Here is an 18,032-nt window from a genome sequence, read left to right as displayed (position 1 = left end):
GCGCCCCCGGGTCCGTTGCCCGGCTACGGGGCGGATCTGCGCCCGGCAGCCGGCGCAGCCCCGGGAGTGCCCGCAGCGGCTGGTGGTGGGCCTGCGGCGCCGACATCGCCGTCGGCGCCTGGTGGCCCCACCGCCCCAGCTTCGGGTGGAACCACGGTGGCCTCCTCAGGCGATCGTTCAGCACCGGGAAGACCGACTGCCGGTCCCGGCGGGCAGTCGGGCGCGGCAATGGCCGGCGGTATGGCTGCGGGCACTCCCGGGGCTGCGCCGGCTGCCGGGCGCAGATCCGCCCCGTAGCCGGGCAACGGACCCGAGGGTGCGGCCGGGCCCGCGCTGATGGGTGCCGATGACACTGGGGTCGGCCCGGCAGACATGGGCGGTGGCGCTGGGGTGGGCGTCGCGGCCGTCGCGCTCGCGGTGTGAGCTGTGGGAGCGACTTCCGGGGTGGAGCCGGCCAGATGGCTCAGGTTGCCGAGCATGCCGCCCGCCATCGGCGTTGACGACGGGGATGGCGGAACTTGTGGAGCCGACGACTGGGAAAGCCCAGAGCCCTCCATCCCGCCGTGCAGTGGGGACGTCGGCCCGCCCGGTCCTGCGGGACCACCGGGCATTCCCGAGGCGAATGTCTGCGTTGGACCGCCACCGGGCAGGCCAGCCGCTGCAGCGGGAGTACCGCTGCCTCCACCGCTAAGCCCTGGCATGGAGGACGTTAGGGGTGACATCCCGCTACTCGCTGGTGCGCCGCCCGGGATGCCGCCTAGCCCAGGGCCTCCGCTGCCCCCGAGGGCTTGGGTCGGTCCGCCAGCGGGGGGTGGGACCATTCCGGTGCCTTGGCCTCCGGCTGTGTTGCCTTGGCCTCCGGCTGTGTTGCCTTGGCCTCCTCCGGCCGTGCCTTGGCCTCCGGCTGTGTTGCCTTGGCCTCCTCCGGCCGTGCCTTGGCCTCCGGCTGTGTTGCCTTGGCCCCCGGCCCTTCCGTGCCCGTTGCCGGTGCCCGTTCCCCCGACTACGCTGCCTTGCCCTCCGCCGACGGCTCCTTGACCGCCGTGGCTTCCTTCTCGGCTGGCGCTGCCCTGTCCGCTATCGGCGCCTGCTGTTCCGACTGTGGTCCCTTGACCGCCGGCGCCGCCCTGTCCGCTGGTGTCGCCTTGCGTATCAGCAGCGCCCGCTTGTCCGACTGTGGTGTTGTCATCGGACGTTCCGCCGCCATCCGGCTGAGCCTGGCCTGCTCCCGGCTGGCCGTTTCCAAAGGGGAACGGAAGTCCGTCGTTGCCAGCCTGCCCATCGGTGATTTCAACACCAGCCGCTGTGGCGACCATCTCATCGGCGGTCAGCGGTGGCCGGCGCGGCGGTGCCTCGAAATTAGCCCCATTCTTTTCGAGCCACTCGCGCGCCCCAGCATCGACACCCATTTTGGTGAACATCTGCTGGGTTGCATCAATTATCGCATTGCTGGCAGCCATCCCGGCGGCGGCCGCCTCGTCGTTAGCGTTGTTGATCGCGTTGATTACCTCGGTGAGCTTCGCGGTCTCGGGCTCGTTTTTCTTGAGAATGTCTCTGATCGCTTGGTTGCCCTGCGAGGCGATGCCGGTTAACCGACTGCGAAGCTCGGTCACCGCGTCGGCCACAGCGCGACTGGCGTTACTCTTCGCGCGACAGTGCTCTTGGGCGTCGAGCAAGCGTTCCTTTCCGACCCGGAAGCGCTCCAGCATGTCTTCGGCGGTGCGGCCGTGGTTTCGAGATCCGAATTGTGTGCGTTGATTTTGGACGTGCTCGGCCTCACGCTTCTTGACGTCAGCGTGGTCAGACCAGTAGGTCTTGCCAGCGGTCGGCTCGCTCGGTGGCGCGGGCCACCACGCCCCCACCAGCAGCAGAGACCACTCGCCGGGCGGTAGATCAGTCACCGCACAAGTCCCGCATTACCTGATACTTGGCGTTCGAATCGTCGATTGCTGCCACGAACTGAGGATCCGATTTTCCCATGGTGCCCATCGCTGTCACGGTCTGGTAGGAGGTCGCCAACGCTTGAGCGGCATCGCGGAACTTGACTTCTAAGGCGGGATCTGAGGCAGCTGTCGCGAGTATCAGCGCACCGTTAGTGTTCGCGATCCGTGCGAGCGCTACATCGCCATCAGGTCCCGTCGTTTCGAGATGCACCGCCTGGGCGGCCAGTTTGTACCGGTCGCATAGCCGTGCTTGCGCCTCAGACCTTTGAGCTTCCGAGTAGGTCGGGGTTGCGTCGGTCCGGGTCAATGCGATGATTGCCACGATCAACGCGGCGGCGGCCAAGAAGACAGCGATGACCCCAAATACTGCTGAAGACCGAGAGGGCTTTCGATCCGCGGGCGGTGCTGGCCAGGGCGGCGGTGGCATGGTCACATTGCGGATGGTAGACCCGAACACCGGTTCTTCGCTTACATCGGCGTCTCCGGTGACCGCTACCGGGAGACTTATGGCGGCACGACATTAGGGGTGACACAGGGGGTAGGACCCGCTGCTCAACTTAAGGGAGAAGTATCGCGTCGGCTCACCAATCCCAGCAAATCTGAATTGCTGCTGCGGAGCGCGGCAGTTACCTTTGCGGGGTGGCGGAGGTGCTCGGGGCTTTTGCCGATGCAGCGCGGGACCGCGAAGCGCAACTTGTCCAGCGACTGGCGGTATCGACGGCGGCGGACAGCGAGTTTGAGTCGGTGCTGCGCGGTGCCGTCCAGAACAAGCGCCACTCGCGGCAGCGCCTCGACGCCATCGAAGTTGAGATCAAGCAGGCGGCCGCCACGTGGCGGGGACTCGGAACCCCGGCGGGAGCTCGCCAGTTTCAGCAATTTCTTGGTCCACAAAACCCGACAAATCCACAAGGTTGTCGCCGACGTCTTCGCCGATGGCCACGCCCGGGTCGAAGCGCTGCAAAGGCTCAGTGGGTCTTACGCTATCGGCGGCGATCTGCCCTCGGCGCCGCCAAGGGTGCCGGCCGATGACTCCGACCGGCCTGGCGATGACGAAGCAGATCCTGGCGACATTGCACGGGCGGTTGGTGACGATCACGACCAGCCGTGGCAATACCCGTGGGATCCGCCGCCGCCCACCGACTCGGCGCCGGGCGGCGGCTATTGGGATATCGACGGCCAAACGCCGTATCAAAGTGGACCCGGTGGTGGGCCGCCCATGGGGCCGATTGCGGCGCCCACGCCATGGCATCGCGATGTGACGCCGGTGACCGGAGCCAGTTCGGGCCTGGAAGAGGTGGTGGCACCGCAGCCCAACGGCTGGGGCGTGCAGCCAGCCTGGACCCTGCAGGAGGCTTACCGCTTTCGAGTGGTCGGCGAGGGATTCAACGGTGCGCCAGGCCATGTGCGGTGGGTGCAGCGTGACGGCAAGTGGTATCAAGCGAAGTGGATCGATTACGACTTCGAGGCGGAGCACGTACGTGCTTTGGTGCCGCACAATGACGCCGAGGGCTATGGCTTGAAACCGTGGGGTATGAACAAGTGGAATCCGATCGACGTCAAAGACATATACCAGCTGCAGGTCCACAATCCGCGGCTCTCGCTGTCGTTGCCCACCCCGGTCGGCGGTGCTTTCCAGATGCCTGCGAGCACGCCGCGGGTGGTTTCGGGCCGCTGACATGACAACGAGTCGGTACCGAGCCTGGACGCTGGCAACCACGGGACTCGTCGCGGTTGCCTGCGTGACGTTGGGTATGGCCTGGGCGGTGCGACAGCACCGCGCGTCACCCGCCGCCAGCGCCGACGACTGTGCTGTGGTGGCGCAGCTGGCCCGGCTGTGGCGGGTGGATTCGGAAAACTCGATGGATGCACTAGCCCGAGACGACAACGACCCGCTCGCCGAAGTCGACGGCACCGCTGCGCTGAGCGAGAAGGCTCGCGCCGCAGCGCAATCGGTTTCCGATCCGGTGATCAGAGACGACTTGAACAGCTGGGCGGACGGCTTCGCCCTGCTGGCCCAGATCATCCAAGGCGACGCCCGAGAGTCCTCGCTACAAGATTCACCCGAGGAAGCCGAGCGCATTCAAAATGCCGGTGATCAGATCTTTCTGACCGCCGACAAGTTGCGGGCGGCCTGCCCCGAGGCATTTGCGCCCCGGCACTAAGCCCCCTACCGCCCCAGCGGCTTATAAAACACCAGCCCGTTGCCCTTGTTGTCGTACACCACCGCGCGACGCTCGTGCGCATCGTCGTAGGGACCCTTTACGATTCCGCCGCCGCTGGCTTCGATGGCCTTCGCGGCGCCGTCGACGTCATCGGTCTTGATGCCGACCACGACCTGGCCGTGGATCGGGTGATCGACTGCGGTCGCCAGTGCCAGGGTCACCGATCCGCCGTCGAGGGCGGCGAAGTGCGCGCCGTCGCGAAACTTCAACGCCATGCCCAGGGTTTCGCTGTAGAACTTGATCGATTCGTCCAGGTCGTCGGTGGACAAGACGATCATGCGAATGTCGTGGTCGCTCACTGGGGCCTCCTGTGGTTCGCTCTCGGTCCAGGCTAAGCCCGAGATACCGTCTGCGGATGGGTAAACGCCTTGCCGCTGGAATCATCACGGTCGTCCTCGTGGCTTTGCTGGTCAACGCTGTGGTAACCGATCGCATCACACGGGCCGCCGAACCGTTCGCCGGTGGGCGGGTGCTCGAGCTGCCCGGGCCGGACTTGAACATCCGCGAATACGGCGCGGGTGGTGAGCGCGCCATCGTCCTGCTGCACGGGTATACGGCGTCGATCCAGTGGTGGGAGGCGGTGGCGCCGGCGCTGGCGCAGGGCAACCGGGTGATCGCGGTCGATCTGGTGGGCCACGGTGGTTCCGAAGCCCCGCGCGATCCGGCGGCCTACAGCGCCGAAGCGCAGGCGACCGCGGTACGTCAGGCGCTCGACGCCCTCGGCGTGCGGCACGCGGTCGTGATCGGACATTCGATGGGCGGATGGGTGGCCACCGCGCTGGCCGAGAGCGCACCGGGGCTGGTGGAGCGGGTGATGGTCTCCGACACCCCTGCGGCGCTGGGGATGAGCGCGCTGCCCCCACTGGGCAACGCGGTGTGCTGGCCGGTGCTCGGTGCCGCCCTGGACCGGTTCCGAAGTGTCGACGCCATAGACAAGTCTTCGCTGCAAACCGGGTTCGCCGCGGGCTTCCCGATCCCCGAGCTGGCCTACCGGTCGCTGAAACGCATGACCCACAACGCATTGTGCGATGCCAAGACGGCCGGCCGGATCAACGAACAGCGGGCAGTCGCCGACCGGTTGGCCGGGCTGGGCAAGCCGGTGCTGGTGCTGTGGGGCGACCGTGATGTGCTCACCCCGACCGAGGCTAACGTGGACCGCTACCGCGCGGCGGGTCTGGACCCGGTCGTCATCGCCGGATCAGGACACAGCCCGATGGTGGAAAAGCCCACAGAATTCCTGGACGTGGCCAGGGATTTCGACAAAGTGCATTAAGCACCCCAGGCCTGTCGGGCCACCCGGTGGAAGTTGCCACCCAACACCGCGGCGATATCGGTGTCGGCCCAGCCGCGCGCCGACAAGTGCTCGCCTAACCGCAGCCAAGTCTCCGGCGGCATCCACTGGATGGGGCCCCAGCGGGTGTAGCTGGCGTCGAACAACTGCGGGTTGGCGGCCATCTCCTCGGTGATCTCGGTGTGATCGAACGAGAAATCGGTGCTGACCCCGACATGTTCGACGCCCACCAGCTCGACCGCGTACTCCAGGTGGCGCGTCATCGCCTCAAGGGTTGGAGTGTTGGGGCCCAGGAAGATTCCCACTCCGGTAATCCCGACGACGCCACCGGTGGCCGCGCATGCCCGGGCCTGATCGTCGGTGATATTGCGCGGGTGATCCCAGATCGCACGCATGCAGGAGTGGCTGTAGACAACCGGGCCGGTCGAGACGTCGCACAAATCAAGCCCGGTGCGGACGCTGCAGTGCGAGCCGTCGGGAACCATGCCGACGCGGTTCATTTCGGCGACGATCGCGCGGCCCCACCCGGTGAGCCCACCGTCGTTGGCGTCCAGGCAGCCGTGGCCGGCCCGGTTGGCGTGATTGTAGGTAGGCAGCAAGGTGCGCACCCCGTGCTCGACCAGCACGGCCAGATTGTCCAGCTCGTCATCGAGGGGATTGGCGTCCTCCAGGTCGAACACCACCGCGATGCCGCCGGCGCCGGTGATCGCCTCGACATCGGCCAGGCCGGCCGCCACCGCCAGGCCCGGGCGGGCCTCGATTGCGCGGTGAAAATGCCGCAGCAGCGCCAGGGTGTCGGCGAACCGCTGCGGGGCATAGCCCGCGTTCACCGACAGCACCGCGCCGCCGGCTGTCTGGTAGCGGTTCAGCGGAGCCACGTCCGTGCCCTCACGCAGCGGCAGGCAGGTGTGCTGATCCCACAGCAGGGTGCTCATAGGGCCTGATCTTGCTCTGTAGGACGCGCGGATGCGACGCATTAATCTGGCCGAATGGCTATTGAGGTGCGGCCCGCGCGCAAACCCGATATCTCACCGCTTGCTGCGACGTTGGGGCGCGCGTTCTATGACGATCCGGTATCGGTGTGGATGCTGCCCGACGATGACCGCCGCACCGCACAGCTGTCGAAGTTCTTCGCCACGTCGACCCGCTACCACCACCTGGGCGGCGGCGGAGTCGAGGTGGCATGTGACGGCACGACCGTCGGGGCGGCGGCGCTGTGGGATCCGCCCAACCAGTGGAAGCAGTCGAAGGCGTCGCAGCTGCGGATGGTGCCGGCACTGATCTGGTCGTTCGGTCGGCATCTCGCCCGCGGGCGGGCGATCTCGGATCTGTTGGAGGCCAACCATCCTGAAGAGCCGCACTGGTATCTGGCGGTGATCGGCAGCGACCCCTTGGTGCGTGGGCGCGGGTTCGGGCAGGCCGTGATGCGATCCCGACTGGAGCGCTGCGATGCCGAGTACGCCCCGGCGTATCTGGAGTCCAGCAAGCTCGAAAACGTGCCGTACTACGAGCGTTTCGGCTTTCAGGTGATCGGGGAGATCACCTTGCCGGGCGGCGGGCCGACGCTGTGGAAGATGTGGCGCGCGCCCCAGAGGCCGTAGCACTCAGTCGCGAACGGAGTCGCCGAGCCGTTCGGCGGCCGTGAGGTAATCCTCCACGAACTCGAACACCACATCGCGCGCCGGCCGCACTTTGTTCATCAGGCCCACGCCTTGGCCGACGAAATAGGTGGCCAGCGCTTGCGCTCCCGGGTGCCCGGACGCCGCCAACATATCGACGCGGCGAAGTACCGGTTCGGCCAGCATGGACTGCAGCGGCAGCGGCAACGTGGGGTGCCCTTTCTCGTTGGGGCGCCACGCATCCGTCCACTCCGAGACCAGTTGGCGAGCCGGTTTCCCGGTGCGCCCGGTGGAGCGAATAGTGTCTCGCGAAGTGGCTGCAAGCATTTTCTGCACGGTGTGCGGGGCGGTTTCGGCTTCCTCGGTGGTCAGCCACACCGAACCGGTCCATGCTCCGGCCGCACCCAGGGCCACGCAGGCTGCCATCTGCCGACCCGTCACGATCCCGCCGGCGGCGAGCACGGGCACCGCGTCGTCGATGGCCTCGATGACTTCGGGAACCAGTACCAGCGTGGAGACTTCGCCGCAGTGGCCACCGGCCTCGGTGCCCTGCGCCACGATCAGGTCGACACCGCACGCGACCTGCTTGAGGGCGTGTTCCTTGGCGCCGACCAGGGCCGCGACCGGGATGTCGTGGTCTTTTCCGGACTGGATCATGTAGTCCGGTGGCACGCCGAGCGCATTGGCCATCAGGCGAATGGGATGGGCGACGGCAACCTCAAGCAGCTGTTCTCCCGAGCTACCAGTCAGCATGGCCGATCCCAGCCGCGGAGTCTGGTCGGGCTCGATGTCGTGCTGCGCCAACAACTCTGCGATAAAGGCTCGGTAGTCGTCCGGGATCCGCTCGGACAGTTGGCGCCCGGACAGATCCTCGCCCTTGCCCTCGAATTTGGCGGGCACGATGATGTCGATGCCGTACGGCTTTCCCTTCACCTGCTCGTCGATCCAGCTCAGTTCCTGATCCAGCTGCTCCGGGGTGTAGGCGGCACCGCCGAGCACGCCGAAGCCGCCCGCGTTCGTCACCGCGGCGACCACATCGCGGCAGTGGCTGAAGGCGAACAGCGGGAAGTCGATGCCGTATTGCTCGCAGATGGGGGTCTTCACGTCGCCGCTCCTTCGTTGCACACTGGTCGTGCGGAGAAGTATCAGCCCACCAATGCGTCGACGTCGAGCAGCAGCGGGGAGTCGGCGTCTCCCAGGTCGGGGGCAGCAAAAGTGTGGCCGGCCAACAAGGCCTCCAGCGAGCCGGTGAACTCGGCACTTCCCGGCGGCGGAAGCGGGTCGTCGTTTGGCGGGATGACGCCGGCCCCGGTCAGGTAGGCGACCGCTCTGCCCACATCTGTGAGCACGTCGGCCGCGACCCCACCGACGGTCTTGAGCATCCACTGGGCGCCCTCGGCCAGCCCGCTGATCAGGAAGATGTCCTGGTCGATGATCGTCTGCAGGTAGTTGAGGATCGGCGGCAAGACGTAACTTTCGAGGAAGAAGCCGGCGCCGCCGGCCAGCGCGCGGATGCTCAGCATGATGTCGGTGCCGATGTTCGGGTAGCCGAAGCTATGGATCGCATCGGTGAGGGACTGCTTGAGGTCGACCGGCATGATGAAGCCGTTCAAGATCTCCGGGTCGCTCTGCATCGGGGTGCCGTCGAAGTCCGAGCGCATCGGGATCCCGAAGGCCTGCAAGATCGTCGGCGTGATGTCGACGGTCTGATAGCTCAGGTTCTGGCCGCCGGCCTGCGCATCATTTCCGGCCAGCGAGAACATGATGAAACTCGACGTCTCATTGGGTGTCTGGAAGCCGTGGCCGAGGCTGAAACCCGGCAGGGTCACGGTCTGCTGATGGCCGTGGTCGGTGACGGCGATGATCGTCCAGCGGTCGCCGGTGGCCGTCTCGGCCTGGGCGACCGCCTCCAGAATCTGTTTGAAGTTGGCCCCGACATTGATGACGGCTTGGGCGTACTCTTCCGACCCGCCGCTGAACGAATGTCCGGCGTGGTCGACCTGCGACTGGTAGGCGAATATGAAGGTCGAAAGGTCCGGGTTCTCCGTGGTGCTCAGAATCTTGGCGACGGTCGCTTCGGTGGCCAGCGCATCCATCTCCGCCGACGTCGAGCCGCCGGAGATAGCGATGATGTTGTCGGCGGGATAGCCACCGGTGGAGGCCATCTCGGTGAACAGGCCCCGGCCGGAGATGACGGTGGTGTCGATCTCCGGTTTGTTGTACTCGATCAGGTTGAACACCGACGGCCAGGTCGTGTACGGCTCGGGGCGGTAGACGTTGCTGACCACGCCGTGCTTGTCGTCCCACACCCCGGTCAGGATCGTCGACCACGACGGAGTGGACATCGTCTGGTGACCGATGATGCTGGTGGCGGCGGTGACGCCGCGGTCCATCAGCATCTTGAAGCCGCTGTCGTCGCTGTAGGCATACTCCAGGATCTTGTCCAGGTTGGTCCCGTCGGTGCCGAGCAGCAGCACGTGTTCGGCGGCAAGCATCCACTCGGCGCTCAGCGTGGACAGTCCCGGCTGCGCCCCGATCGCCGCCCCCGTTCCGGCGACCAGGCCGGCAACGGTTGCGCCGCAGAGAAACTGCTTGAGCGTTGTCATGAATCAGCCCAGCAGGGCATCGACGTCGAGCAGCAAGGGCAGATCGGTGTCGTGGAAGTCGGGGAGGCTGAAGTCGGCGCTTCCCGGCAGCGGCAGCGGCGCGTCGGTCGGCGCGATGACTCCCGCACCGGTCAAGTACCCGACACCGAGGGCCAGCGAGTTGGTCACGTCCACCACCGCGCCACCGACGGTGTTAACCACCCACTGGGCTCCCTGGGCCAGCTCGCTGAGCAAAAAGATGTCCTGATCGACGATCGACTGCAGGAACTTGTCGATTTCGAGGATCCCCTTGTCGAGGAAGTAGGGGATGCTGGCGATCACCGTGCGGATGGCCAGTTCGATGTCGTTGCCGATGTTGGGGTAGCCGAACATCGCGATCGCGTCGGTCAGTGCCTGCTTGAGGTCGACGGGCGTGACAATGCCGTCCAGCACGGCCGGGTCGTCCACCAGCGAGACGCCGTCGAAGTCTGACCGCAACGGGATGCCGAATAGCGACAGAATCGTCGGCGTGATATCGGCAATGGAGTAGTTCAGGCTCTGGCTGCCGTCCGTCGCGTCATTTCCGGCTTGATCGAAGATGACGAATTGCGTTGTCTCGTTGGGCGACTGGAAGCCGTGACCGAAGCCCAGCGACTGCTGGTGGCCGTGGTCGGTGGTGAGCATGATCGACCAGTCGTCGCCGGTGATCGCCTTGACCGCGGCTATCGCGGCCAGGATCTCCTTGATGTTGGCGCCGAGATTGATTACTGCCTGCGAGTATTCCTCCGACCCGCCACCGAACGAGTGTCCGGCTGTATCGGCCTGCGACTGGTAGGAGAACAAGAAGCTTGAGATGTCGTCGGGGTTGTTCTGGGTCGCCATGATCTGTGCGATGGTGAGCGCGGTGACCAGCTCGTCGGAGTCGGCCGGGCTACCCTCTGTCGGGACGAAGACGTTGTTGTCGGCCGCATACCCGCCCGCGCCGGCCAGCTCGTTGAGGTAGTGCCAGTTGCTGATGATCGTGGTGTCGATCTCCGGCTTGTGGTACTCGATCAGGTTGAACACCGACGGCCATTTGTCGTACGGCTCGGGCCGGAACAGGTTGTTGATTACCCCGTGCTTGTTGTCCCACACCCCGGTGAGGATCGTCGACCACGACGGTCCGGAGATCGTGGTGTGGTTGACCTCGGTGGCGGCCCCGGTGATGCCCTGGTCCATTGCGAGCTTGAAGCCGCTGTCGTCGTTGTAGGCGTACTCCAGGATCTTGGAGAGGTTCACGCCGTCGACGCCGATCAGCAGCACGTGCTCGGCGGTGAGCATCCAGTCGGCGGCCAGCGCGGACAGCCCGGTCTGCGACCCGACCACCGAGCCCGTTCCGGCAACCAGGCCGGCGACCGCCGCACCACACAGGACCTGCTTGATTGTTGTCACGATCGATTCCCGTCGCCGAAGTTGTGGGACCAGTTGGCGGCGACAGTAGCAGTCACCCAGGAAAAACTCAGCTTTCTCTCGCATTCCGATCATTTGGCCTGGAAGTTACTGAGGATTCGGTCGGCGGCTGCGGTCGAGGGCGGTCCATTCGGCTCACGTCAGGTTGCGGAGGCGCTCCAAAGCACGGAAGTCGGTCAGTTCCGCCCGGTGCTCGGGGTGCTCCCAGTAGAACCGCACCCATTCCCGCAGCGCGTGCCCGCCCGGCGTGAAGGAATCCACCACAAGCGAAGGGGAGGACTTTCCATCGGACCCCAACAGGAAAAGGGTGCCTCGCATCGGCCAGGGCCGGCCGGGCGCGGCCGCCGCGACGCCGCTCACGTCGCTCCATGGATCGCAACGCGATGTCAACCCTTGCCAGATCTCAAACCCTTTCCCGGTCAACCGGAGGTAGCTCATGCCGCCGTGGCGGAGCATTGCCCAGAGACTTGGCAGACCCCATAGGGCTCCCGCGCCGCAGATGAAGAGGAAGTAGGGACGCATCCCTTGGGGTACCGGAATGTCGACCCTGCCGAGGGGAGCGAAAATCACGTACAGGCTCATGGCCAGAACCTGCGCAAATGCGGTTACCTGGGAGATCGTGTCGATCCTGCGATCCGGCCGAACCAGGGTTCCGTCAGCACCGTAGTCGCCGCGTACCTTTGCCCTTCCGGTCTTCGCCAGAACGATGGGTACGAGCAGCCCGAAGCCAAAGATGGCAAACCCGAGAGCTACGGCAGAAGTCAGGTAGTGGTGTCGTGAGATCGAAATAACCGTCCAGACCAAGCCCAACAGGCTCGGGATGCCAACAGCCAAGCCCAAAAAGGCCAGTGCCGCCCAGAATTTCACGGGAGACACGCAAGATTGCCGATGATTCCGCCCACGTGTCCGAACGTCCAGGAGCCTAACGCGTTCGCACCCGTCGCAGCGATGGGAAGAACCTCCGGATAGCGAAACCGACCGATATTTCGAGCGCCTTTCCGCTGGACGAATTGTTGCTATAGAGCGTATCGGCGAAGGTGTCGCCGGACACCGACACCAGGGTGCCGTGCGGCCCAAAACGCCCAGATCCGCACACGCCACGTGCACCGCTCAGGGCTTGCTGCGCCAGCCCCCGGCAGCCAGAGCGATCATCCGAAGTTGTTTGACGGCAACGTGCTTGATCTCGGCCAGTGTCTCGGCGTCCGGGGCCTCCTCGATGGCCTCGGCGGTGACAGTCATCGCGTTGACGAACAGGCCCGCCAGGATGTTCAGGTCTTCGGTGCTCCACCCGTTCAACGCCGGGAAGCGGGCCAGGTCGGTGGCCAACTCGGAGGTGATCAACTTGATCTCGGTGCGAATCGCGTAGCGCAGCACCGTCATTCCGCTGAAGCGTTCCCGGTTGATGAACCGCCAGTATTCGTGGCGGGAGGCGACGCTGTCGATCAGCACTTCGACCGAGGACTCGATGATCCGGCTGGGATCGACCCCGCCGCCGCGGGCGTCGCGCAGCGTCTCGCGCAGCGCCCCAAACGACTCGTCGATGAGCACCAGGCCCAATGCGTCCATCGACTCGAAGTGCCGGTAGAAGGCGGCCGGCACGATGTTGGCCGCCCGCGTCACCTCGCGCAGGCTCAGGGCGCTGAAGCTGCGTTCGTCGAGCAGGGTCAGCGCCGCGCTGATGATGGCGCGGCGGGTGGCTTCCTTGCGTTCCTCGCGCGAGGGCCGCTCCGGTCTTTCGGGCCGGGGTGGGTGCTCGGCACGGGGTGGGCGCGGCGGCCTCGTTCGACCCGACCGTGAATTCGGCGTACGACTGTTCACTGACTGTGAAGCGTAACACAAAGGCGCGATATCCCTTGACGGGCCGTGAACGATTGTTCACTGTGTACATATGTTCACTCAAACGTTGACACGGCGGGTATTGGGCTCCAGCCTGGTCGACCTGCTCACCGGCCCCCACGGGGTCGACCGCTACACCGAACTGGTGTCGCCGACCTGGACGCGCAACGATGCCCGGGCCCGGGTGGTCGCCGTTCGGCGCGCCACGCCGCGCAGCGTGACCCTGCTGTTGGAACCCAACGACGCGTTCGGTGGCTTCAAGGCCGGCCAACACGTCAACCTGTCCGTCGACGTCGACGGGCGCCGGCGCACCCGGTGCTACTCGCCGGCCAGCGCCGAAGGGCAGCGGCTCCTCGAACTCACCATCGGGCGCCACGAGTCCGGCCTGATCTCCGAGCACCTGTACCGCAACGCCCGACCCGGCATGATCGTCGGGCTGGACAAAGTCGGCGGCGACTTCGTGCTGCCGGCGATCCGGCCGCGGCGCATCCTGCTGATCTCCGGTGGCAGCGGAATCACCCCGGTGATGTCGATGCTGCGCACGCTGATCGCCGAACGCTATTCCGGCCGGGTGACATTCATCCACTATGCCCGCACCCCCGAGGAGGCCTGCTACCGCGAGGAACTCGCCGCGATGCCGCGGGTGAAGGTGCTGCACGGCTACACCCGGGCACCCGAAGCCGGTGACCTGCAGGGCTATTTCGACGCCGAGCACCTGGCCGCGGCCACCCCGGAACCGGACGCGGTGTACGTGTGCGGCCCGCCGGCGCTGGTGGCGGCCGTGCGCGAGCAGCGGCCCGACGCCATCTCGGAGAGCTTCGTGCCGCCGGAACTCTCGGCCGACCCCTCCGGGGGCCAGGTCACCTTCCTCGGCAGCACCATCTCGGTGGTCGACGACGGCCGGCCACTGCTGGAACAGGCCGAAGCAGCCGGCCTGCAGCCGGCCAGCGGATGCCGGATGGGCATCTGCCACAGCTGCACCTGTCGCAAAACCGGCGGCACGGTGCGAAACCTGATCACCGGAGCGCTCTCGACCGCCGAGAGCGAAGACATCCAGATCTGTGTGTCGGTGCCCGTCGGCGACGTCGACATCGACCTCTAACCCAAGGAGCCAACCATGACACAGTCAGTCCTCGAGCGCCCGCAGACCGAGCAGCCGCAGGCGCTCACCCGCTCAGACCTTCCGCTCAACCTCGATGCCTTCGGCGCCGAACTCGACGCCATCCGCCAGGGTGTGCTCGACGACCTCGGCGAACGCGACGCCGATTACATCCACCGGATCATCAAGGCCCAACGCACGCTGGAGGTCGGTGGGCGCGCCCTGCTGTTCTTCAGCATCGTCCCGCCGGCCTGGCTGGCCGGCACCGTCATGCTGGGGTTGTCGAAGATCCTCGACAACATGGAGATCGGCCACAACGTCATGCACGGCCAGTACGACTGGATGGGCGAACCGGCGTTGTACGGCAAGCACTTCGAGTGGGACACCGCCTGCCCGGCCGACCAGTGGCGGCACTCGCACAACTACATGCACCACACCCACACCAACATCGTCGGGATGGACCGCGACGTCGGCTACGGCATCCTGCGGATGAGCGACAAGCAGCCCTGGGAACCCTACTTCCTGGGCAACCCGCTGTATGCCTTCCTGCTGATGGTGTTGTTCCAGTACGGGGTGGCGGTGCACGAGTTGGAGGCCGAACGCATCCGAACCGGCGAGATCGGGCTCGCCGACAAACGCGAGATGCTGCGGGAGACCTGGCAGAAGGTCCGGCGCCAGACCCTCAAGGACTACGTGGCCTTCCCGCTGTTGGCCGGCCCGTTCGCGCCGTTGGTGTTCGCCGGCAACCTGACCGCCAACCTGATGCGCAACGTGTGGGCCTACACCATCATCTTCTGCGGGCACTTCCCGACGGCACTCAGGAATTCACCGTCGAGGAGACCGAGAATGAGTCACGCGGCATGTGGTACTACCGCCAGATTCTCGGGTCGGCGAACCTGACCGGCGGCAAGTGGTTCCACATCCTGACCGGCAACCTGTCCTTCCAGGTGGAGCACCACCTGTTCCCGGACCTGCCGGCGCACCGCTACGCCGAGATCGCCCCGCGGGTGCGCGAGATCTGCGAGCGCTACGGCGTCCCGTACAACAGCGGCCCACTGCTCAAGCAGTTCGGCAGCGTAGTGCGCAAGATCTGCAAGCTGGCGCTGCCCTGGAACTGAGAAGCATTGACGGCGGCTACTCGACGCCGATGGTGACCTCGGTCGATTTGATGAACACCGTTGCCGGCTGACCGACCTTGAGGTCGAGGTCCAGGGCGGCGTCGCGGGTGACCGACGAGGTGATCACCTGGTCGCCGCCGTCCAGACGGATCTTGACCACGGCCATCACCGCCCCGACGTCCAGGTCGGAGATGGTCCCGGTGAGTTGGTTGCGCGTTGAGAGTTGCATGGCGGTCCTCCGGATTCTCCAATGCGCCTGATGGGCCAACCGTAGTTCAGCGCCGTGGTCCAAGCAGGGCAATTGACGCGTCGACGGCGGGCTCGACGATGGCACCGATGTCGGTGCCATCTTCCACCGCCAGTGCAGTCAGCTCCCGCAGGCCACCCAGCAGGATCACCGCCAGCGCCGGGCTCAGTCGTGGCAGGTCGGCGCGGCGGAATCCCGGACTGCCGCTGAGCTCGACCAGCAGGTTGGTCATCTGCTCCAGGCCGCGCCGCTGGGCCGGTCGGGCCACCTCGCCCAGCGACGGCAACTCCCGGATCCAGCTCAGCGTGATGGCCGGCCGGGCCCGGATCTGAGCGACGTAGGCCTGCACCGCCTGCCGGATCTGGCCTTGCCAATCGGCATGCGGATCGACCGCGCCGCGAATCCGCTGGGCCAGCGCCTCGTTGTCGGCGCGCAACAGCTCCAGGAAGCACTCCTCCTTGCTGGCGAAGCGGTCGTAGAAGGTGCGCTTGGAGGTGCGCGCGGCGCGCACGATGTCGGCGATGGTGCTGGCCCGGTAGCCGCGCTCGGTGATCGCCTCGGCCAGCCCGTCGAGCAGCCGACGCCGGAACGGGTCGGCGGTGCCTGCCGCCTCGCCGTCGGCCACCAGTGTCGTCATCGCCGTGCCTCTCTGCCGCGCCCGCGAACCCTTGCCAGCCGCTGGTACGTAAGGGTACCGTGTCCGGCAAGCGTTTGGTACGCCTCGGTACCACCGGTCGCCCCAGGAGGCAGCCCATGACCCAAACCATCGCCGGCAACAGCACGCACACCAACCCGGCGGTCAACCTGCCGCCGGGGCCGCGGCTGCCCAAGTGGCTCTCGATGTTGCTGTTCACCGCGGACCGGCGCCGGCTGGTGAATCGCCTGACCCGGCGCTACGGCGCGTCCTTCACCGTCAACAGCCCGATCTTCGGGCCGACGGTCTTCGTCACCGAACCGGACCTGGCCCGGCAGGTATTCCTCGCCAACCCCGAGGACCTCGGCAACATCCAGCCGAACCTGTCGCGGATCCTGGGATCGGGCTCGGTGTTCGCGCTCGACGGCGCCGAGCATCGCCGCCGGCGCAACCTGCTGAGCCCGCCGTTCCACGGCAAGAGCGTCCGGGCCTACGAGCAGATCATCGTCGAGGAGACCCTGCGCGAGATCGCGGACTGGCCCACCGGCACACCCTTCGAGACGCTGCTGCCGATGAACCGGATCACCCTCAACGTCATTCTGCGCGCGATCTTCGGGGCCGAAGGCGCCGAACTGGATCAGCTGCGGGTCGACCTGCCCAGGTGGGTGACGCTGGGTTCGCGGCTGGTGACCTTGCCGATGCCGGCCCGCACCTTCGGGCGGTACACGCCGTGGGGGAAGTTGGCCGCCTGGCGCGCCCAGTACGAGACGATCCTGGACAAGCTGATCGACGACGTCCGCGCGGACCCGAACTTCGAGAACCGCACCGACGTGCTCACCCTGCTGCTGAGCAGCACCTACGACGACGGTACGGCGATGACCCGCAAAGAGATCGGCGACGAGTTGCTGACTCTGCTGGCGGCCGGGCACGAGACCACGGCCTCGACCATGGCCTGGGTCTTCGAGCGGCTGAGCCGCTATCCGAACCTGCTCGACGAGCTCACCGCCGAAGCCGACGGGGACCAGAACACGTTGCGGCGCGCCAGTATTCGGGAAGTGCAACGCGTGCGCACCGTGATCGACTTTGCCGGCCGGCACGTCTACGCGCCCAGCATCCAGATCGGCGAATGGGTGATTCCGCGCGGCTACGGGGTGATCGTCGGGATCAACCAGATCCACCAGAACCCCGCGGCGTTCCCCGATCCGGAGCGCTTCGACCCGCATCGCTACCTCGACGGCAGCCCGTCGGCATTCGAGTGGCTGCCCTACGGCGGCGGCAGCCGACGCTGCCCGGGGTCGACGTTCGCCAACCTGGAGATGGACCTGGTGCTGCGAACGGTTTTGCGGCACTTCACCATCGAGCCCACCACCGAGCCGGGGGAGAAGTATCACGGCCGCGGCGTGGCCTTCACTCCGAAGAACGGCGGGCGGATCACCGTGCGGCGGCGAGACTAGGACCGCCCCGCTCGCCGGTCAAGGCTGGCGCTGCAGCTGCCAGTCCGGCCGGATGTAGTGGCAGGTGTAGCCGTTCGGGTACCGCTCCAAATAATCCTGGTGCTCGGGCTCGGCCTCCCAGAAGTCACCGGCCGGGCTGACCTCGGTCACCACCTTGCCCGGCCAGCGCCCGGAGGCCTCCACGTCGGCGATGGTGTCCAGCGCGATCTGGCGCTGCTCGTCGTCGAGGTAGAAGATCGCCGACCGGTAGCTGGGCCCGATGTCATTGCCCTGCCGGTTGCGGGTGGTCGGGTCGTGGATGGCGAAGAAGAACTCCAGCAGACTGCGGTAGTCGGTGGCGGCCGGGTCGTAGCTGATCTCGATGGCCTCGGCGTGGTTGCCGTGGTTGCGGTAGGTGGCGTTGGGTACCTCGCCGCCGGTGTAGCCGACTCGGGTGGACACCACGCCGGGTTGCTTGCGGATCAGATCCTGCATGCCCCAGAAGCAGCCGCCGGCCAGGATCGCTCTCGGGTAATCGGTCATGCCCCCGATTATC

At 66.3% G+C, this 18,032-nt stretch carries 19 protein-coding genes and 2 pseudogenes; 9 read left to right on the top strand and 12 right to left on the bottom strand.

Translation table 11 applies throughout. From position 1 onward, the window contains the following. Window positions 1-229: hypothetical protein (locus A5771_RS23615; RefSeq protein WP_207545467.1), on the bottom strand; the 229-nt coding region annotated here is incomplete at its 3' end. A gap of 880 nt (window positions 230-1,109) precedes the next feature. Between A5771_RS23615 and A5771_RS23110 the strand changes: the two genes are divergently transcribed. Then, a complete protein-coding gene (locus tag A5771_RS23110) occupies window positions 1,110-1,592 on the top strand; it encodes a hypothetical protein (RefSeq protein WP_131808931.1) in 483 nt (160 codons plus the stop codon). A gap of 301 nt (window positions 1,593-1,893) precedes the next feature. Here the strand turns inward: A5771_RS23110 and A5771_RS17130 are convergent, their stop codons facing one another. Further along, complete coding sequence (locus A5771_RS17130) at window positions 1,894-2,286, bottom strand: hypothetical protein (protein ID WP_234783092.1); 393 nt, start codon at window positions 2,284-2,286, stop codon at window positions 1,894-1,896. A 296-nt stretch (window positions 2,287-2,582) separates the two neighbouring features. Between A5771_RS17130 and A5771_RS24685 the strand changes: the two are divergent. From A5771_RS24685 to A5771_RS17120, 3 genes and pseudogenes are all read left to right on the top strand, one after another. Continuing rightward, window positions 2,583-2,765 (top strand): annotated as a pseudogene (locus tag A5771_RS24685) (DUF4226 domain-containing protein); the annotation flags it as partial. A gap of 58 nt (window positions 2,766-2,823) precedes the next feature. Beyond that, window positions 2,824-3,618 (top strand): hypothetical protein, encoded by a 795-nt coding sequence (locus tag A5771_RS17125; RefSeq protein ID WP_165612859.1) that lies wholly within the window; start codon window positions 2,824-2,826, stop codon window positions 3,616-3,618. 64 nt (window positions 3,619-3,682) lie between these two features. Continuing rightward, the gene (locus A5771_RS17120) at window positions 3,683-4,105 is read left to right on the top strand and encodes a hypothetical protein (protein ID WP_131808930.1); all 423 of its coding nucleotides are present in this window, start codon (window positions 3,683-3,685) and stop codon (window positions 4,103-4,105) included. A gap of 5 nt (window positions 4,106-4,110) precedes the next feature. Here the strand turns inward: A5771_RS17120 and A5771_RS17115 are convergent, their stop codons facing one another. Continuing rightward, entirely contained in the window at window positions 4,111-4,464 is a 354-nt protein-coding gene (locus A5771_RS17115; RefSeq protein ID WP_064856383.1) for a VOC family protein, read from the bottom strand. Window positions 4,465-4,520: 56 nt separating this feature from the next. On the opposite strand from A5771_RS17115, the gene A5771_RS17110 reads away from it, so the two are divergent. After that, a complete protein-coding gene (locus A5771_RS17110; protein WP_064856382.1) occupies window positions 4,521-5,438 on the top strand; it encodes an alpha/beta fold hydrolase in 918 nt (305 codons plus the stop codon). Here the strand turns inward: A5771_RS17110 and A5771_RS17105 are convergent. After that, entirely contained in the window at window positions 5,435-6,391 is a 957-nt protein-coding gene (locus A5771_RS17105; protein WP_064856381.1) for a dipeptidase, read from the bottom strand. The two genes, A5771_RS17110 and A5771_RS17105, sit on opposite strands and share 4 nt — an antisense overlap. 54 nt (window positions 6,392-6,445) lie before the next feature. Here A5771_RS17105 and A5771_RS17100 point away from each other — a divergent pair, with 54 nt between their 5' ends. Further along, complete coding sequence (locus A5771_RS17100; RefSeq protein ID WP_064856380.1) at window positions 6,446-7,057, top strand: GNAT family N-acetyltransferase; 612 nt, start codon at window positions 6,446-6,448, stop codon at window positions 7,055-7,057. A gap of 3 nt (window positions 7,058-7,060) precedes the next feature. On the opposite strand, the gene A5771_RS17095 is transcribed toward A5771_RS17100, so the two are convergent. From A5771_RS17095 to A5771_RS17075, 5 genes are all read right to left on the bottom strand, one after another. Then, on the bottom strand, window positions 7,061-8,179 hold the full coding sequence (locus A5771_RS17095) for a nitronate monooxygenase (protein ID WP_064856379.1): 1,119 nt from the start codon (window positions 8,177-8,179) through the stop codon (window positions 7,061-7,063). Between the two features lie 41 nt (window positions 8,180-8,220). After that, on the bottom strand, window positions 8,221-9,681 hold the full coding sequence (locus A5771_RS17090) for an alkaline phosphatase family protein (protein ID WP_064856378.1): 1,461 nt from the start codon (window positions 9,679-9,681) through the stop codon (window positions 8,221-8,223). 3 nt (window positions 9,682-9,684) lie between these two features. Further along, window positions 9,685-11,091, bottom strand: a complete 1,407-nt coding sequence (locus A5771_RS17085; protein WP_064856377.1) for an alkaline phosphatase family protein — start codon at window positions 11,089-11,091, stop codon at window positions 9,685-9,687. Between the two features lie 153 nt (window positions 11,092-11,244). After that, window positions 11,245-11,976, bottom strand: coding sequence for a hypothetical protein (locus tag A5771_RS17080; RefSeq protein ID WP_064856376.1), 732 nt, complete (start codon window positions 11,974-11,976; stop codon window positions 11,245-11,247). A 243-nt stretch (window positions 11,977-12,219) separates the two neighbouring features. Beyond that, window positions 12,220-12,927: a TetR family transcriptional regulator gene (locus A5771_RS17075; RefSeq protein WP_064856375.1), complete on the bottom strand. Its 708-nt coding sequence runs from the start codon at window positions 12,925-12,927 to the stop codon at window positions 12,220-12,222. A 70-nt stretch (window positions 12,928-12,997) separates the two neighbouring features. Between A5771_RS17075 and A5771_RS17070 the strand changes: the two genes are divergently transcribed. After that, on the top strand, window positions 12,998-14,047 hold the full coding sequence (locus A5771_RS17070) for a ferredoxin reductase (protein ID WP_064856374.1): 1,050 nt from the start codon (window positions 12,998-13,000) through the stop codon (window positions 14,045-14,047). Window positions 14,048-14,062: 15 nt separating this feature from the next. Further along, window positions 14,063-15,162, top strand: a pseudogene (locus A5771_RS17065) (fatty acid desaturase family protein). A gap of 16 nt (window positions 15,163-15,178) precedes the next feature. Here the strand turns inward: A5771_RS17065 and A5771_RS17060 are convergent. Together A5771_RS17060 and A5771_RS17055 are read right to left on the bottom strand one after the other, a co-directional pair. After that, complete coding sequence (locus tag A5771_RS17060) at window positions 15,179-15,391, bottom strand: TOBE domain-containing protein (protein WP_064856373.1); 213 nt, start codon at window positions 15,389-15,391, stop codon at window positions 15,179-15,181. 46 nt (window positions 15,392-15,437) lie between these two features. Then, window positions 15,438-16,046, bottom strand: a complete 609-nt coding sequence (locus tag A5771_RS17055) for a TetR/AcrR family transcriptional regulator (protein WP_064856372.1) — start codon at window positions 16,044-16,046, stop codon at window positions 15,438-15,440. A 116-nt stretch (window positions 16,047-16,162) separates the two neighbouring features. Between A5771_RS17055 and A5771_RS17050 the strand changes: the two genes are divergently transcribed. Then, window positions 16,163-17,497, top strand: coding sequence for a cytochrome P450 (locus A5771_RS17050; protein WP_064856371.1), 1,335 nt, complete (start codon window positions 16,163-16,165; stop codon window positions 17,495-17,497). An 18-nt stretch (window positions 17,498-17,515) separates the two neighbouring features. Here A5771_RS17050 and msrA read toward each other — a convergent pair whose 3' ends face one another. Beyond that, entirely contained in the window at window positions 17,516-18,019 is a 504-nt protein-coding gene (gene msrA / locus A5771_RS17045; RefSeq protein ID WP_064856370.1) for a peptide-methionine (S)-S-oxide reductase MsrA, read from the bottom strand. Window positions 18,020-18,032 lie beyond the last annotated feature (13 nt).

It is taken from the genome of Mycolicibacter sinensis (assembly GCF_001667375.1).
Classification (GTDB): Bacteria; Actinomycetota; Actinomycetes; order Mycobacteriales; family Mycobacteriaceae; genus Mycobacterium; species Mycobacterium sinense_A.
This window is presented reverse-complemented; position numbering and strand designations above follow the sequence as displayed.